Source organism: Actinoplanes sp. NBRC 101535 (assembly GCF_030269225.1).
Classification (GTDB): Bacteria; Actinomycetota; Actinomycetes; order Mycobacteriales; family Micromonosporaceae; genus Actinoplanes; species Actinoplanes rectilineatus.
The window spans coordinates 93,083-108,040 of sequence record NZ_BSSY01000020.1; the positions used below are offsets into that span (position 1 = coordinate 93,083).

General features: G+C 69.9%; 17 protein-coding genes and 1 tRNA gene. 6 read left to right on the plus strand and 12 right to left on the minus strand.

The features are described 5' to 3' along the window. Positions 1–78: 78 nt before the first annotated feature. Positions 79–231, plus strand: coding sequence for a hypothetical protein (locus tag QSK32_RS37730; RefSeq protein WP_157411012.1), 153 nt, complete (start codon positions 79–81; stop codon positions 229–231). Here the strand turns inward: QSK32_RS37730 and QSK32_RS37735 are convergent. Continuing rightward, on the minus strand, positions 228–1,355 hold the full coding sequence (locus QSK32_RS37735; protein ID WP_045742558.1) for a PP2C family protein-serine/threonine phosphatase: 1,128 nt from the start codon (positions 1,353–1,355) through the stop codon (positions 228–230). The genes QSK32_RS37730 and QSK32_RS37735 overlap by 4 nt on opposite strands. Before the next feature lie 123 nt (positions 1,356–1,478). Here QSK32_RS37735 and QSK32_RS37740 point away from each other — a divergent pair, with 123 nt between their 5' ends. Continuing rightward, positions 1,479–2,015 carry a phosphoribosyltransferase gene (locus QSK32_RS37740; protein WP_045742557.1) on the plus strand — a complete coding sequence of 179 codons (537 nt, stop codon included), beginning with the start codon at positions 1,479–1,481 and terminating at the stop codon, positions 2,013–2,015. 9 nt (positions 2,016–2,024) lie between these two features. Here the strand turns inward: QSK32_RS37740 and QSK32_RS37745 are convergent, their stop codons facing one another. The 5 genes from QSK32_RS37745 to QSK32_RS37765 all read right to left on the minus strand — a co-directional run bounded on the left by QSK32_RS37745 (position 2,025) and on the right by QSK32_RS37765 (position 4,103). After that, positions 2,025–2,312 carry a YciI family protein gene (locus tag QSK32_RS37745; RefSeq protein WP_045742629.1) on the minus strand — a complete coding sequence of 96 codons (288 nt, stop codon included), beginning with the start codon at positions 2,310–2,312 and terminating at the stop codon, positions 2,025–2,027. A 186-nt stretch (positions 2,313–2,498) separates the two neighbouring features. Continuing rightward, the gene (locus QSK32_RS37750; protein WP_285474639.1) at positions 2,499–2,843 is read right to left on the minus strand and encodes a type II toxin-antitoxin system PemK/MazF family toxin; all 345 of its coding nucleotides are present in this window, start codon (positions 2,841–2,843) and stop codon (positions 2,499–2,501) included. Continuing rightward, positions 2,840–3,097, minus strand: a complete 258-nt coding sequence (locus tag QSK32_RS37755) for a hypothetical protein (protein WP_285474640.1) — start codon at positions 3,095–3,097, stop codon at positions 2,840–2,842. The genes QSK32_RS37750 and QSK32_RS37755 overlap by 4 nt, the downstream gene beginning before the upstream one ends. 355 nt (positions 3,098–3,452) lie before the next feature. Further along, positions 3,453–3,526, minus strand: a tRNA-Gly gene (locus QSK32_RS37760). Positions 3,527–3,596: 70 nt separating this feature from the next. After that, positions 3,597–4,103 carry a pyridoxamine 5'-phosphate oxidase family protein gene (locus QSK32_RS37765; protein ID WP_045742555.1) on the minus strand — a complete coding sequence of 169 codons (507 nt, stop codon included), beginning with the start codon at positions 4,101–4,103 and terminating at the stop codon, positions 3,597–3,599. Positions 4,104–4,178: 75 nt separating this feature from the next. On the opposite strand from QSK32_RS37765, the gene dcd reads away from it, so the two are divergent. Next, the gene (dcd, locus tag QSK32_RS37770; RefSeq protein ID WP_045742554.1) at positions 4,179–4,760 is read left to right on the plus strand and encodes a dCTP deaminase; all 582 of its coding nucleotides are present in this window, start codon (positions 4,179–4,181) and stop codon (positions 4,758–4,760) included. Positions 4,761–4,799: 39 nt separating this feature from the next. Here the strand turns inward: dcd and QSK32_RS37775 are convergent, their stop codons facing one another. The 4 genes from QSK32_RS37775 to QSK32_RS37790 all read right to left on the minus strand — a co-directional run bounded on the left by QSK32_RS37775 (position 4,800) and on the right by QSK32_RS37790 (position 8,794). Beyond that, positions 4,800–5,180 (minus strand): YcxB family protein, encoded by a 381-nt coding sequence (locus QSK32_RS37775; RefSeq protein ID WP_285474641.1) that lies wholly within the window; start codon positions 5,178–5,180, stop codon positions 4,800–4,802. Positions 5,181–5,475: 295 nt separating this feature from the next. Continuing rightward, complete coding sequence (locus QSK32_RS37780) at positions 5,476–6,345, minus strand: LamG-like jellyroll fold domain-containing protein (protein WP_285474642.1); 870 nt, start codon at positions 6,343–6,345, stop codon at positions 5,476–5,478. 81 nt (positions 6,346–6,426) lie between these two features. Next, the gene (locus QSK32_RS37785; RefSeq protein ID WP_045742551.1) at positions 6,427–7,467 is read right to left on the minus strand and encodes a hemolysin family protein; all 1,041 of its coding nucleotides are present in this window, start codon (positions 7,465–7,467) and stop codon (positions 6,427–6,429) included. Beyond that, positions 7,460–8,794, minus strand: a complete 1,335-nt coding sequence (locus QSK32_RS37790) for a hemolysin family protein (RefSeq protein ID WP_045742550.1) — start codon at positions 8,792–8,794, stop codon at positions 7,460–7,462. Before QSK32_RS37790 ends, QSK32_RS37785 begins: the two co-directional genes overlap by 8 nt. Before the next feature lie 86 nt (positions 8,795–8,880). Between QSK32_RS37790 and QSK32_RS37795 the strand changes: the two genes are divergently transcribed. Then, entirely contained in the window at positions 8,881–9,588 is a 708-nt protein-coding gene (locus QSK32_RS37795; RefSeq protein ID WP_045742549.1) for a GOLPH3/VPS74 family protein, read from the plus strand. A 163-nt stretch (positions 9,589–9,751) separates the two neighbouring features. Here QSK32_RS37795 and QSK32_RS37800 read toward each other — a convergent pair whose 3' ends face one another. Together QSK32_RS37800 and QSK32_RS37805 are read right to left on the minus strand one after the other, a co-directional pair. Then, positions 9,752–11,899, minus strand: coding sequence for a (Fe-S)-binding protein (locus QSK32_RS37800; protein ID WP_045742548.1), 2,148 nt, complete (start codon positions 11,897–11,899; stop codon positions 9,752–9,754). A gap of 140 nt (positions 11,900–12,039) precedes the next feature. Then, positions 12,040–12,303, minus strand: coding sequence for a cell division protein CrgA (locus tag QSK32_RS37805; protein WP_045742547.1), 264 nt, complete (start codon positions 12,301–12,303; stop codon positions 12,040–12,042). A 197-nt stretch (positions 12,304–12,500) separates the two neighbouring features. On the opposite strand from QSK32_RS37805, the gene QSK32_RS37810 reads away from it, so the two are divergent. Next, a complete protein-coding gene (locus QSK32_RS37810; RefSeq protein WP_045742546.1) occupies positions 12,501–13,307 on the plus strand; it encodes a DUF881 domain-containing protein in 807 nt (268 codons plus the stop codon). Beyond that, complete coding sequence (locus tag QSK32_RS37815) at positions 13,304–14,956, plus strand: class E sortase (RefSeq protein WP_285474643.1); 1,653 nt, start codon at positions 13,304–13,306, stop codon at positions 14,954–14,956. Before QSK32_RS37810 ends, QSK32_RS37815 begins: the two co-directional genes overlap by 4 nt. The last annotated feature ends 2 nt before the right edge of the window (positions 14,957–14,958 follow it).

A 14,958-nucleotide genomic window follows, 5' to 3' on the forward strand; every position in this document is an offset into this window, starting at 1 on the left:
TCGAACATGCTCGTTTCACCGGATAGACGGCGAAGAACATCTCGCCGCGGCAAGCATCGAGCCTTAAAGGGGGCCGCCATGTTCGCCACCATCAAAAGCCTGATCCCGGAGCCGCGCTCGGCCAACCAGCCACGTAATTACGTCGGCCGGCACCGGCAGCCCGAGAACAACGCCCCGGCGCCGGCGCCACGCACGCCGCCGCAAGCCGAACCGGAGGAGAACGCCGCCTAACTACCGGCGGCGCCGACCTCCCAGCTCGGGACCGCGACGGCAGCGCCGCCGTCCGGTCCGGCGTACTCCAGCAGCACCAGGGCGATGTCGTCCTCGAGACGGCCGAAGACCCAATCGGTCAACGCCGTCTCCAACGACGCCAGACCGTCGCCGACCGTGCCGTGGCCCAGCAGACGCCACGCCCGGTCGGCGGTCGGGAAGAACTCGCCCTCCCGACGGGCCTCACCGAGACCGTCGGTGAACAGAAGCAGCCGGTCACCCGGCTCCAGACGCTCGACCCGTGCCTTCACCTCGGGCATGAACCCGAGCGGCGGAGCCGGCGCCGGCGGCTCCAACGGAATCACCTGACCCCGGCGCAGCAGCAACGGCGCCGGATGTCCACAGTTGACGATGGTCAGCGTGCCGCCGCGCTCCTCGACCAGGGCCGCGGTCACGAAATCCTCGTCGCCGACACTGCGGGCCACCGCCCGGTCCAGGTCGGCCACTATCGATTTCAGGTCGGCCCGCTCGTACGCCACATGCCGGTACGACCCCAGAACGATGCTCGCCAGCCGGACCGCGTCCAGGCCCTTGCCCCGCACGTCACCGATGATGATGCGAACCCCGTACGGCGTGTTCAGCGCCTCGTAGAGGTCACCGCCGATGTCCGCGGCCGCGGTCGCCGAGATGTACCGCCCGGCCACCGCCAAGGCACCCACCTGCGGGCCGATCGGGCGCAGCACCGCCTGCTGGGCCACCGCCGCCAACTGCAGCAACTCGGCGATCCGGTCCGCCTGCCGCTGCCGGATCATCGCGCCGGCCGCCGCCACACCGGTGGTCACCATGATGCCCAGAAGATTGACCAGGCCGGCCAGACCGTGACTGCCGGACGCGCCCACGAACGCCGCCCCGACCAGAGTCGACGCCACCCCCACCGCGACCACGAGCTGCCACGACGCGAACACCGCGGCCACGAACGGCACCGCCGCCAGCAACCCCACGTAGTGGACCGCAGCCCCGTCGGACGACTCCACGGCGGACACGACGGCGAGCAGCACGAGAGCCGCGCCGAGTCCGGCGCGGTTCCCAGGGCTCAGCGGGCGACGACCCGGCGTGAAAGTAGGCATGGCTCTGCCGAACAGCATGCCCGATCGGCGTTACGTCGGGCATCAACTTGACCCCTAGGCTGAGTCGGTTCTGTCCACCCGTAGGTCCCCTGTCATTCCATCGGTCCAAGAAGGGCAGCGCGCCGGTGACAGGATGTCCCCGTGACGAACGATCTCCGTGATCTTCTACGTGCCGAGTTCCGCTGGACCGACGTCGGCAGCGACTATCTGGTCAGCGACCGCTCGGGCTGGTGGCGCGAACCCGGCATCCTCGCGGGCGTCGGCGCGGCACTGGCCGAACCGTTCCGCTCACAGCAGCCGACCGTGGTCGTGTCCCCCGAGGTCACCGGGTTCATGCTGGGGCCGCTGGTCGCCCGGGAACTCGGGGTGGGATTCGTCGAGGCGTACCGGGCCGGGGCGCGGCGCCCCATCGCCGAACCGATGATCTGGGCGGACGTGCCCACCGACCATCGTGGGGACGTGCAGCGGCTGGGCGTACGCAGCCGCCTGATCGGTCACGCCGACCGGGTCCTGGTCGTCGACGACTGGGCCGCGACCGGCGCACAGGCCCGCGGCCTGCGCACCCTCCTCGGCGACCGGTACCTGGGTACGTCGGTGATCGTCGACGAGTGCCCGCCGGAGGTCTCCGCGGAACTGTGCATCAAGAGCCTGCTGACGGGCGCCGACCTGGACCCGTGACAGCGGGCGTCAGACGGTCCGGCGAACCCGCTCGTAACCGGCCAGCAGGCCACGGGTCGGCACCCAGCCGGTGGCGGTGTAGGCGGCGAGGCCCCGCGCGACGTAGGGGTCACCGGCCATCACCTGGTGCGCCTCGTCCGCGCTGTCCACGTCCAGCACCACGATGCCACCCACCGGCGGGTCCTGGCGGCCGGCGGTCACCGCCAGCCCCTTCGCCTCGATCTCGGCCAGGAACGTGAGGTGATCCTCACGGGCCGCGTCGACTTCGGCGATCGGCTTCAAATACTTCGAAATCATCAGATACACACGGTCATCGTAAAGCTCGATCCGGCCCACATCGCCGCGGCGCAGATCAAATCCGATCAAGTGCCTGTCGCATCTCGGCGGGTGGTGCCGACCGCTGCTCCCACCGAGGGCCCTCTCCCTCAGTGAACCGTCGTGATTCGGAGAGGCGACTCGGGGTTCGATGACGTCGCGGACCGCCTACACATCGATCATCTGCCGTAGCACGGTCTTCACCGCTGAAATCTCGTCGTCGGCGAGCACCCATGCCGGCCGCTGCCCCTGCAGCCGCGACCGGGCGACCGTCCGGACCTGCTCCGTGATGACGAACCCCACCGGACGGCTGGCGGGGCGCACCGGGACGCGATGCAGCCAGCCGGAGCGCTCGCGCGTAGTCACTGGGAGCACGGTGACCAGAGCCTCCCCGGTCAACCGCAGGTGGAAGACGCTGGAGACCACGAGCACCGGACGACGGCCTGCCTGCTCGCGGCCCTCGGTCGGGTCGAGGTCGGCCCACCAGACCTGCCACGGCTGGACGGCCGTCACGCAGCCTCGTCCCACATGTCGGCCGACGGTGCGGAAGCCCGGTCCTCCCTGTCAGCCTCGGCTACGTACTCTGCCCAGCCCTCAGGATCGGTTGCCCGATACGTGTCCACGGCCGCGATGGCCTTCATCTGCCAGTGCTCGGCCAACAACCGGCGGATCGTTTCATCCGCCGACGCACCACCAAGATCCTCGCTGGCGATGCGAGTCAGCTCGTCACGGGTGGACTCGTCCACCCGGATCATCACGCTGCCCATAGTCACAGCGTATCCAGGAGATGACACAGTCGTCTACAGCAGCGTATACATCGTTCGGTAGCGCCATGGCGACAGCCGCCACTGGCATTTCAGCGCGCCAGGCGTCCTACCCACCGCGACGCCGCAGTCCGGGCGCAACAAGATCGGGGCAGTCGACAAGTCGGCATCCGTCATCATGGGACGCCACCAGCCGATACGCGGTATGGGCGATCCAGGCGGCCCGCAGCCGTCACCGGATTCCCGGGAGTGCCCACCAAGCTGAAACCACTCGCACCGTGAGGGTCCGGGGCTCGGCCCCCGGCAGAAATGCGAGAAGGCCCGGTCCACGCAATCCGTGGACACAGGCCTTCCGACTTGGAGCGGGTGACGGGAATCGAACCCGCGCTGTCAGCTTGGGAAGCTGATGTTCTGCCATTGAACTACACCCGCAAGCGGCCCCACTGTACCTGATTATCCGGCTCTGTGGCGGGACCGCCCTCCAGTTGTCAGCCGACAGACGTCAGCCGGCGATCGCGAGGGCCGGCTGTAACCGCCGGGGCGCGTGCCACGTCTGGGCGTAAGTGGTGCGATGGGGTGGGACCGCCAGCGGAAGGGCGCCGGCCGGACCGTGGTAGCGCAGCATCGCGGTGTCGACAGTCAGCTCGAAGAGGCGCCAGTCGACGTCGCCGGAGGCGTGCAGGGCCGCGGAGAGGCGGGCGACGATCTCGGGGTCGGTGACGGGACGGGCGTGGCCGGTGAGGACGGCCTCGTCGTCGCTGTCCTCCGGTGGGTAGGAGTGCAGGGCGTAGCGACCGTCGCGTTCGAGGTCGCGGCGTTTGGGGGAGTCGACGAGGAAGCAGTGGAGGCCGTCGTCGGTGAAGACCGGCGAGACGGGGTGCACGCGGGGCCCGCCGTCGGGGCGGATGGTCGCCAGGTAGCCCATGCCGGGCCCATACTGCTGCAGGAGCGCACGGACGCCGGCGGCAAGAAGGGGCTCGGCGGTGGCGAAATCGGACCAGGAAGCCATGTCGGCATTCTATCGAACATTTGTTCGAGACATCCACCGGACATGCCGATACAACCAGGTCGGTATGGTGTTGCGATGCTGCTCTCCGACCGTGACCTGATCTCCGAGATCAAGAACGGTGATCTCTCGCTGGAGCCGTTCGAACCGGCGCTCATCCAGCCGTCCAGCATCGACGTGCGGCTCGACCGGTTCTTCCGGGTGTTCAACAACCACCTGTACACCCACATCGACCCGGCGGAGCAGCAGGACGACCTGACCGCGCAGGTGGAGGTGGCCGACGGCGAGCCGTTCGTGCTGCACCCCGGCGAGTTCGTGCTGGCGTCCACCTTAGAGGTGATCAGTCTCGGACAGCAGCTCGCGGCGAGGCTCGAGGGCAAGAGCAGCCTCGGCCGCCTGGGGCTGCTGACGCACTCCACTGCCGGCTTCATCGACCCGGGCTTCTCCGGTCACGTGACGCTCGAGCTCTCCAACGTGGCGAATCTGCCGATCAAGCTCTGGCCGGGCATGAAGATCGGTCAGCTGTGCATCTTCCGGCTGTCCAGCCCGGCCGAGCACCCGTACGGTTCGGCCGTCTACGGCTCCCGCTACCAGGGTCAGCGCGGCCCGACGGCGAGCCGTTCGGCGCTGAACTTCCGCACCTGGCCGACGGGCTCCTGACCGGCGGCTACTAACCGGCGGGCTCCCGGCCGGTGGCCACTAACCGACCCGCAGGCCGCCCGCGGAGGCCGCCGCCAGCACCTGGTCGATCTGGGCGGCACTGAGGCCGCCGGTCGGCACCGGCACGAACCGGGCGCCGCCCATGCCGAACAGCAGCTGCCCGGAGAGCCGCTCGACAGAGCGGAAAGCCTTCCACGTGTACGCGTGCCGACTCTCCGCGCTGGAACTGGCCAGCCCCTGCTCGCTGATCTCGTAGGTGGTGAGCCGCCCGGACCGGGCGGCCTGCCGTGCCGTGCTGGTGTGCAGGAAGACCGGCAGCGCCAGGGCGAGCAGCGCCCCGCCGGCGAGCGGCATCGGTTCGAGTTCCCCGGTGACCACCAGCAGTGACACCGTGAGCAGCAGCAGCGCCCACCCCGTCACGCGAGCGATCAGAACCGGTCGACGCATCACGCGCCGCGTGGCGGTAGCCACCAGCCGAGCATCCGGAACCGTAGTGACCTGGATCTTCATCCACGGAAAGCTACTTCGCGACTCGGGCATTTCGGTTCACCCGGACGGCTCATTAAAAATCAGATCAAAACCGATGTCGCATCCGAGTGGGTGGTGCTGACCGTCGCTCCCGCCGAGGGCCTGCCGGTCTTCGCCGGCCGCTACGCGTCCGAAACGCTCAGGCCGCCAGGCGACCTGCGTGAGTGGGACCCGGCCGCGAGGGAACTCAGCCGATGCTGACGAAGACGTCGTCGATCTCGCCGGCGAACTGGTCGTTCCCCCGGTTCGGGCCCTTGCCGCCGACCCGGATCGGCTCCGCGTTGGCGATCGTCAGCAGCGGCGGGATCGGCACCCCGGCACGCGCCAGCCCGTCCACCATCATCACCAGTCGGCCGGGCGCGCGACGGCACTCCAGCCGGTGCCAGAGGCCGTCGGCGACGTCGATGTGCGGTTCGGCGCGGTAGATCCGGGCCTGCGTCCCGGCGATCACACAGCTCGGGTGACCGAGTTGATGGTCGACCTGCAGTTTGAACTGGCTGACGCCGCCGACCGAGTAGCCCTTCTGCACCACGTTGGCGCCGTCGGCGAGGTCGGCGTGTGTCATCCGTACCGCCGCGCCGTATCGCAGGGGCCGCCGGCCCGGGTTCAGGTCGTCGTCGCGCAGTCCTTCGAGGATCGCGCGCGGGCAGGCGTGGTCCTCCAGCAGGGTGCAGCGGTCCGGGTAGGCGACGGCGAGACCGGCCCCCTGGGGTACGAGCCGAAGCGCTCCCCCGTTCTGCCCGAGGGGCCGCAACTCGTGCCCACCGGTGTGGTCGGCGATCGGCTTGGCGATGCCGCCGTTGAAGTCGTAGCGGACGGTCAGCGGCGCGGCGGCGGTCCGGATCTGGCCGGAGCGGGCCGGTCCGGAGATGGCGCTGACGTTGGCGAGCAGGCCCGGCATCGGCAGTACGGCCGGGGGGACGCTGACCGCGGCCGCCGGCGTCCGGGGGCGGGCGGCGGCGGGCAGGTGCTGGAGGAACAGGAGCAGGACGCCGCCGAGGGCGAGGACGGCTGACAGGGCGCCGATCGGCAGGACGCGCCGCCGAGAGGAAAGCATGCGGCTATTGTCCGCATTGTCGCGAGTATGCCCAAATGGAGTATTCCCCCGTATCGGGGACTCCGACCGGACACACCGAGGTCAGCGCCCGCGCGCCACCAGCTGACCGGATGCCGCCGGTTCGCCGACCACCGCGTGCAACACGTCGTCCAAAGTGATCACTCCGAGCGGCCGCCGGCCGTCACTGACCAGAACGATGTGCAGCCGATCCCGTCGCATGGTGAGCAACAGGTCCGCCAGGCTGCGCTCCGGCGGCACCACGGCCAGCGGACGGATCACCTCCGCCGGAATCGGCAGTCGCCGCTGCGTGGACGCGTACCCCAGGACGTCCTTGACGTGCACGAAGCCCAGCACCCGGCGGGTGTCGCGTTGCACCACCGGGAACCGCGAACGGCCACTGCGGGTGGCCACCGCCTCCAACGTCGCCGGCGACACGTCCGCCGCCACCGTCGTGACCCGCGACCAGGGCAGCAGCGCGTCGTCCGCGGTCCGGCTGTTGAGGCCGAGCGCGGCGTGGATCCGGGCGTACTGCTCGGATCCGAGCAGGCCCTCGCTGCGCGCCTGGGTGACCATGCCGGCCAGCTCCTCGGCGGTGAAGACGGTCTTGACCGCGTCGGTGGTCTCGATCCGCCACAGCTTCAGGATCAGCCGCGACGCCCAGCGCATCGCGTTGAGCAGCGGCTTCGTGGCGATGCAGAAGCCCAGCATGAACGGTCCGAGGATGAGCGCGGAACGCTCCGGGCCGGCCAGCGTGATGTTCTTCGGGACCATCTCGCCGATCACCGTGTGCAGGAACGTCACGATCATCAGCGCCACCACGAACGCGACCGGGTGCACCGCGTTCTCCGGCAGGCCGGTGGCCGTGATCGGGCCCTCCAACAGATGCGCGACGGTCGGCTCGGCGAGCGCGCCGAGCACCAGCGTGCAGATCGTGATGCCCAGCTGCGCACCGGCGATCATCAACGGGATCTGGCTCATCGCCGAGAGCGCCCAGCGGGCCGCCTGCGAGGTCTCCGCCAACGGTTCCAGCGCGGTACGCCGGGACGCGATCAGGGCGAACTCACCACCGACGAACAGACCGTTCCCGATCAGCAGGACCGCGACGAACAACAGCTCAGTCATCGGACGGCTCCAGCGGCGCGACCACGCGCACCTGCTCGACGCGGTGCCGGTCGACCTCCATCACGGTGAACTCCCAGCCGTCTTCCTCGAGTGACTCGCCGACCACCGGAATGTGGCCCAGCCGGGCGAGCAGGAAACCGGCGAGCGTCTCGTACGGCCCCTCCGGCAACTGGAAACCGGTCTGCTCCAGCGTCTCGTCCTCGCGCAGCAGGCCGTCGACCAGGAACGTCTTCTCGCCGCCCGGTGCGGTCAGCTCCTGGCTGCCGGTCTCCGCGACGTCGGTGTCGTACTCGTCGGCGATCTCACCGACCAGCTCCTCGATCAGATCCTCGACGGTGACCACGCCGTCGGTGCCGCCGTACTCGTCGACCACGATCGCCAGGTCGGCGTCGGCGGCGCGCAGGGCGGCCAGCACCTTGTCCAGGCTGAGGCTCTCCGGCACGTACACCGGCTCCTTGGCCAGGGTGGAGACCCGGGTCGTGGCGCGGCGCTCGGGCGGGACGCCGAGGGCCTCGTTCACCCCGACCACGCCGGTGACCGCGTCGAGGGTGTTCTCGTACACCGGGAAGCGGGTGTGCCCGGTCTCCTGGGCCACCGCGATCAGGTCGGCGACACTCGCCGTGATCTTCAGGCCGACCACGTCGACGCGGGGTGTCATCGCCTTGGCCGCCCGTTTCTCGCCGAACCGGATGGTGCGGCGCAGCAGCGTGGCCGTCTCGTTGGGCAGCGCGCCGGCCCGGGCGCTGATCGCGGCCAGCAGGCCCAGCTCCTCCGGCGAGCGGGCGCTGGCCAGCTCCTCCTGCGGCTCGATGCCCAGTCGGCGGACCAGCCAGTTGGCGGTGCCGTTCAGCGCGGCGATCAGCCACTTGAACATGATGGAGAAGCCGCGCAGCGGGCCGGCCGTGAGCAGTGCGATCCGCATCGGGCGGGCCAGTGCCGCGTTCTTCGGCACGAGTTCGCCGAAGAGCATCGAGAGCAGGGTCGCGACCACCAGGGCCAGCACGTGCGTGACGGTCTCGGTGGACGAGCCGGCCAGCGGCTCCACCAACGGGTTGAACAGCTCGGAGAGAGCCGGCTCGGCCAGGTATCCGGTGAGCAGCGCGGTCAGCGTGATGCCGAGCTGCGCCCCGGAGAGCTGGAACGAGAGATTGTGCATCGCGGTGCGGACCGTGCCGGCCCGCTTGTCGCCGGCCGCCCACCGGGCGTCGATCTCCGCCCGGTCGACGGTGACCAGGCCGAACTCCGCGGCCACGAAGAACGCGTTGCCACCCGTGAGCAGCACGAAGGCCACCAGTGGGAGCAACGCGGTCAGTAACAGGCCGTCCATGATCGCTTCACCTCGGACCTCATTGTGCCGGACCGGACCGGTTCGGCACTAACCCTGCTGATGACAAGTGGGCCTACCGTCGAGGTATGGACCTACTCGAAGAGTTCGTTCTGCTGGCACATGACGATCGTGGTGCCCGGATCATCGACAGCGGCCGGATCGATCACGGGCTCGGCGGGGCGATCCTGATGGAGCTCGCCCTGGCCCGCCGGATCGACGTCGCCGACCGCAAGGTCGTGGTCTCGGCGGGCGACCCGGTGGGGATCCCGGCCGCCGACGAGGCCCTGGACCGCATCGCCGGTGACGCCCGGCCGCGCAAGGCGGTGCACTGGGTGTCCCGGTTCGCCCGCGGCACCCAGAAGCGGGTGCTGCACGATCTGGTCGCCGCCGAGGTGCTGCGGGTCGAGCAGACCCCGATGCTGCTCGTCTTCACCCGGACGCGATATCCGGCGGTGGCCGGTCCGGAGGCGCCGGCCCGCACCGACGCCCGGCAGCGGGTCCACTCGGCGGTCACCCGGCCCGACCCGATCACGCCCCGGACCGCGGCACTGTGTGCACTGGTGGCCGCCACCGGCATGGAACACGGACTGCTGCCGGATCTGGACCGCAAACGGGTACGCGCCCGGCTGGCCGAGATCAGCGAGGGTGACTGGGCGGCCGCCGCGGTCCGCCGCGCCATCCAGGACGTCCAGGCGGCCGTCACCGCCGCCGCCGTGATGAGTTACGGCGACGGCAGCGCGGGCGGAGACGGCGGTGGCGGTGGAGGCGACGGCGGTGGGGGCGGCGGCAGTTGAGTGGTTTTGATCCTCAGGGGTGAGCGCAACCGCTCACGCAGGTCGCGCGGTGGCTCCCGCGCTACGGACGCGCAGCGGCCGGCGGGAGCCGCCGGGCCCTCGGCGGGAGCGACGGTCCGCACCCACCACCCGGCTACGACATGAACTTGAACTCGCCTTTGATCTAGGCCTCTTGCTTCAGGGAGCGGAGCAGGACCGTGGCGACGTCGACGACCTCGACCTCCTCCTGCTTGCCCTTGCCGGTGACGCCGTCGCCGATCATCGTGTAGCAGAACGGGCAGCCGACCGCGATGGTCTTGGCGCCGGTGGCCAGGGCCTCCTCGGTGCGCTCGACGTTGATCCGCTTGCCGATGCGCTCCTCCATCCACATCCGGGCGCCGCCCGCGCCGCAGCAGAACGAGCGTTCGGAGTTGCGGGGCATCTCGATGACGTTGGCGGCCGCGCCCAGGACCTCGCGGGGTGCGTCGAAGACGCGGTTGTGCCGGCCCAGGTAGCAGGGGTCGTGGTAGGTGACGTCGCCCTCGATCGGCTGGACCGGCGTCAGCTTGCCCTCGGCGACCAGGTGCTGCAGCAGCTGGGTGTGGTGCACCACCTCGACCTTGAGGCCGAGCTGCTCATACTCGTTGCCGAGGGTGTTGAAGCAGTGCGGGCAGGTCGCGACGATCTTCTTGGTGGTGTTCTCGCCGAGCGCCTCGGTCAGCGTCTCCACGTTCTGCTGGGCGAGCATCTGGAAGATGAACTCGTTGCCGATGCGGCGGGCCGGGTCGCCGGTGCAGGTCTCGCCCTCGCCGAGGATCGCGTATTTCACGCCCGCCTCGTTGAGCAGCGTGGCGACCGCGCGGGTGGTCTTCTTGGCCCGGTCCTCGAACGCGCCGGCGCAGCCGACCCAGAACAGGTATTCGAAGTCCTCGGTCTCGCCGACCCGCGGCACCTCGAAGTCCAGGCCCTTGGTCCAGTCCTCGCGGGTGTTCTGCGGGGCGCCCCACGGGTTGCCCTTGTTCTCCAGGTTGCGCAGCATCACGCCGGCTTCGGAGGGGAAGCTCGACTCGATCAGCACCTGGTAGCGGCGCATGTCGACGATGTGGTCGATGTGCTCGATGTCGACCGGGCACTGCTCGACGCAGGCGCCGCAGGTGGTGCAGGACCAGAGCACGTCCGGGTCGATGACGCCGTTCTCGTCGACGCCGCCGATCAGCGGACGGTTGCCCTCGGCGAGCGCCAGGACGTCCATGTGCGCGAGCTGGGCCTCGGTGGCCTTCTCCTCGCCCATCAGGTCCTTGCCGCCGCCGGCCAGCATGTAGGGCGCCTTCGCGTACGCGTGATCGCGCAACGACAGCACCAGCAGCTTCGGTGAGAGCGGCTTGGCGGTGTTCCACGCCGGGCACTGCGACTGGCAGCGGCCGCACTCGGTGCAGGTGGAGAAGTCGAGCAGGCCTTTCCAAGTGAACTGTTCGACCTGGTTGACGCCGAACTGGTCCTTCTCCGGGTCGGCCTCCTCGAAGTCGAGCGGCTTGCCCTCGCTCATCATCGGCTTCAGCGGGCCGAGACCGGAACCGGCCGGCTTCTCCGGGTCACGCTTGAAGTAGATGTTGAAGAACGCCAGGAAGCGGTGCCAGGCGACGCCCATCGTCGGGTTGAGCGAGATGGTGATCAGCCAGGTCATCGAGATGAAGATCTTGATGAGCGCCATCCAGGTGGCGCCGTCCTCCCAGGCCGGCAGGACCGAGCCGACCGCGTGGCTGACCGGGGTCGCCCACAACGGGTACTCGAAGTGGTCCGTCGCGACCTTGAAGCCCCGGATCAGGAAGCCGAAGATCAGCACCCCGACGATCACGGCCTCGACGAAGTACGCCTGCCACATGGTCGACCCGAGGAACCTGCTCCGTTTGACCGCGCCCGGCTTCTGCCGCTGGCGGACGAAGATCAGGTAGAGGATGCCGGCCGTGCCGAGGATGCCGAACCACTCGGTGACCAGACCGAAGATCGTCCAGTGCCCGATCAGCGGCAGCCCCAGCCTCGGGCTGACCACCTCGAAGTACGCCTCGAGCACCAGCAACGACAGCACCAGGAACGAGAACATCACGAACCAGTGCGCTGCGCCGATCGCGGACCATTTCAGCATCCTGGTGTGACCGACGGTCTCCACCAGCATGGTCTTCGTCCGGGTCTTCGGCTCGGTGAACCGCTCCGGGGCGGGCTGCCCCTGCCGGATCACCGCCGTGATGGTCTGCACGGCGCGCACCGCGAGATAGACGGCCACCACCGTGACCGCCCCCGCTGAGACGGTGGCGACGATCTGCGCGATGCCCATCTGTAGTGCCTCCTCGGTCGACGGGACGCCGACCCTATGTTACCCATGAGTAATAGATGGGCGCGCGGCGACCGGCCCTCAGGCGAAAGCGCACCCCACGCAGAGCGGGGGTGCGCTTGGAACAACGAACAGCAGGCGGGTCAGCGCCAGCGCGACAGCAGGCCCAGCGAGGCGACCATGCAGCCGAAACCGACCGCGAGGTTCCAGTAACGCCAGCTCTCCACCGGCCACTGCTGCGACGAGAGGTAGTAGACGACGAGCCAGGCGATGCCGACGACGATCAGGGTCACCGCCGTGAACGGCAGCCAGACCGGACTCGGCTTGTTGGACGCCGCCTTCACCGCCGGGCTGATGTCCGACGGCGGGGTGTAGACCTTCTTCTTGCGAACCTGTGACTTCGGCACGGTGCTCTCCTGAGGGCAACAAGTGGTGAACAACCACCGCTGAGCGGCTCCGGAAACCCCGAATGCTGCCCGTGGCGAATACTGTTCGACAGCTAGCGTAGTCAAGAGGTTGCACGAACAGGCACCCGCCGGGGCAGGAAAATACCCGGGATCGGGTTCTGAGGGGGGACTGAGTGGTCATTCAAGGGGGCGGCGACGTGGACAACGCCGCTGGTGGACCCTCCTGGCGGCTCGTTCTTCGGCGCGTCGCGCGGGGCCTGAAGCCCCGGCGTGGCGACCGCCGATCGGTCTGGTCCGCCGGGGTGCCGCTGATCGCGCTGGCGGCCGGCCTGCTCTTCACGACGTCCGCGACGACCGCCGACGGGACGGCCCTGCGCGACGACCGCAGGCCCCAGCTGGCGCAGCTGATCACCGAGAAGCGGGAACGGTTCGCCCAGCACGAGGAGGAGTCCGCCGAACTGCTCGCCGAGGTGGACGAGGAGACCGCGCGTCTGGCCGAGGTGGACCAGCCGGTCCGCGCCGCCCGGGAGAGCGCCGCCGCGATGCGCGAGCCGGCCGGCTTCACCGCGCTGCAGGGTCCGGGCCTGTCCGTCACCCTCAACGACTCACCCCGTCGTGGGACGGACTTCGCGGAGAACGCTCCGGACAACGATGATCTGGTCGTGCATCAGGGTGACGTCCAGGCGGTCGTGAACGCTCTCTGGGCTGGTGGCGCCGAAGCCATGACGATCATGGATATCCGGGTGATCTCCACGAGCGCGGTACGCTGTGTCGGCAACACGCTGCTCCTCCACGGACAGGTATTCTCTCCCCCCTTCAGGATCACCGCGATTGGCGAACCCACATCCATGCGTCACGCGTTGGAGTCCGCAGAGGGAGTCAGGCAGTTCCGGGAGGCCGTCGCCGACTTCGGGCTCGGCTACACGGAAAAGGTGGAGAAGAACGTGAGAGTGCAGGCGTACGACGGATCGACCGACCTCCGATCGGCGCAGGCTGCCCAGTGACCTCCCCGGAGAATCCGACGCCCCGGGCCGGTTCCGGCCGCCACCGCGCACCCGACGGCGACGTCGAGGGTCAGACCGCGTACATCCCGCGTCTCAGCGACGCCTCCCCGGACGGGGTTCCCGGCGGCCCGCTGGCGCCCCCGGTCGGCCTGGGCGGCAACGCCGATCCGCGACCGGCCTCCACTTGGGATCGCGGGTCCGCCGAACGCGCCGCCCAGCAGGCGAGCGACGCCTGGACCGTGCCGCCCGCGGCACCCCCGCAGACGCCCGTTCAGACTCCGGCCTGGGCCGGGGGCACCAACCCCGCGGCACAGGCCCCGAGCTGGGCCGGCGGCACCAACCCGCCGCCGCAGACCCCCAGCTGGGCCGGCGGCACGAACGCGCCGGCACCGGGCTGGGCCGCGAGCAGCGGACCGGTCACCCCGCCCGCGCCCGGCCACGACCCCGGCGCCGGTGGCACGGGAGCGGACTGGAGCGGCCGTCTGAGCACGGCGGCCCCCGCCCCCACCGGCTGGAACCCGGCACGCTCGCCGGCCCCCGAGTCCCGCGACGCGGTCGGCGGGGCCACCGGCTGGAACCAGCCGACCACCGCCACCGCCCCGGCTCCCGCCACCGCCCCCGGCCAGGACACCGGTTCGTGGGCCGCCGCGGCCGTCCCCCACCGGGATCACAGTCCGACGGCTGTCATTCGTACCCTCGCTGCTCCGACCAGCATGATGCCCACCGTGACCACCGGCACCGAGGCCGCGGGAAGCGCGGCGCAGGCCGCCCGGGAGGCCGCCGGGCCGGACGCCACACTCGGCGCGGCCACCGTCGATCCGGACGCCGTGGCGCGGGTCGCGAGTGCCCCGCAGCCGCCGGCCGAGCCGGTCGAGCCCAAGAAGGGCGAGCGGGTGGTCAAGCTCCGGCCGGAGCAGACCGAGGAGGGCTACAAGAGCGTCTACTCCGAGCTGACCCGGCCGACGATCGGCTCGCGGATCCGCACCGGCATCCGCGGCGCCGGCGAACTGATGATCACTTTCGGCCTGGTGGTGCTGCTGTTCGCCGGTTACCAGGTGTTCGGCAACTCGGCCAAGGTCCAGGAGGAACAGGACCACCTGGCGCAGGACCTGCGCGACTCGTGGGCCGACCCGACCGTCGCACCCAGCGCCAGCAGCGGCGTCCAGGCGCCCGCACCGCCCGGCTCGCAGTACGTCGGCGTGCTCTACATCCCGAAGTTCGACATGAACTGGGTGGTCGTCGACGGTGTGAAGCCGGACGACATCCGGTACGCGCCCGGCCACTACCCGGAGACCGCCAAGCCCGGCCAGATCGGCAACTTCTCGGTCGCCGGACACCGCATCCGGAAGATCTTCTGGCGCCTCGACGAGCTGAAGCCCGGCGACGTGATCGGCGTGGAGACCCGCGACAACTGGTACGTCTATCAGGTCTCCGGCCACCAGGTCGTCAAGCCGACCGCGGTCGAGGTGGTCGCGGCGGTCCCCAACAAGCCCAAGGCCAAGGCGACCAAGGCGGTCCTGACCCTGACCACCTGCAACCCGAAGTTCAACAACTACGAGCGCCTCGTCGTGCACGCCGACCTCGTCAAGACGGTGCCCCGGGACACCACCGCGGCCGACGCCGGCATGCCGGCGGAGATGAAGGCCTAGCC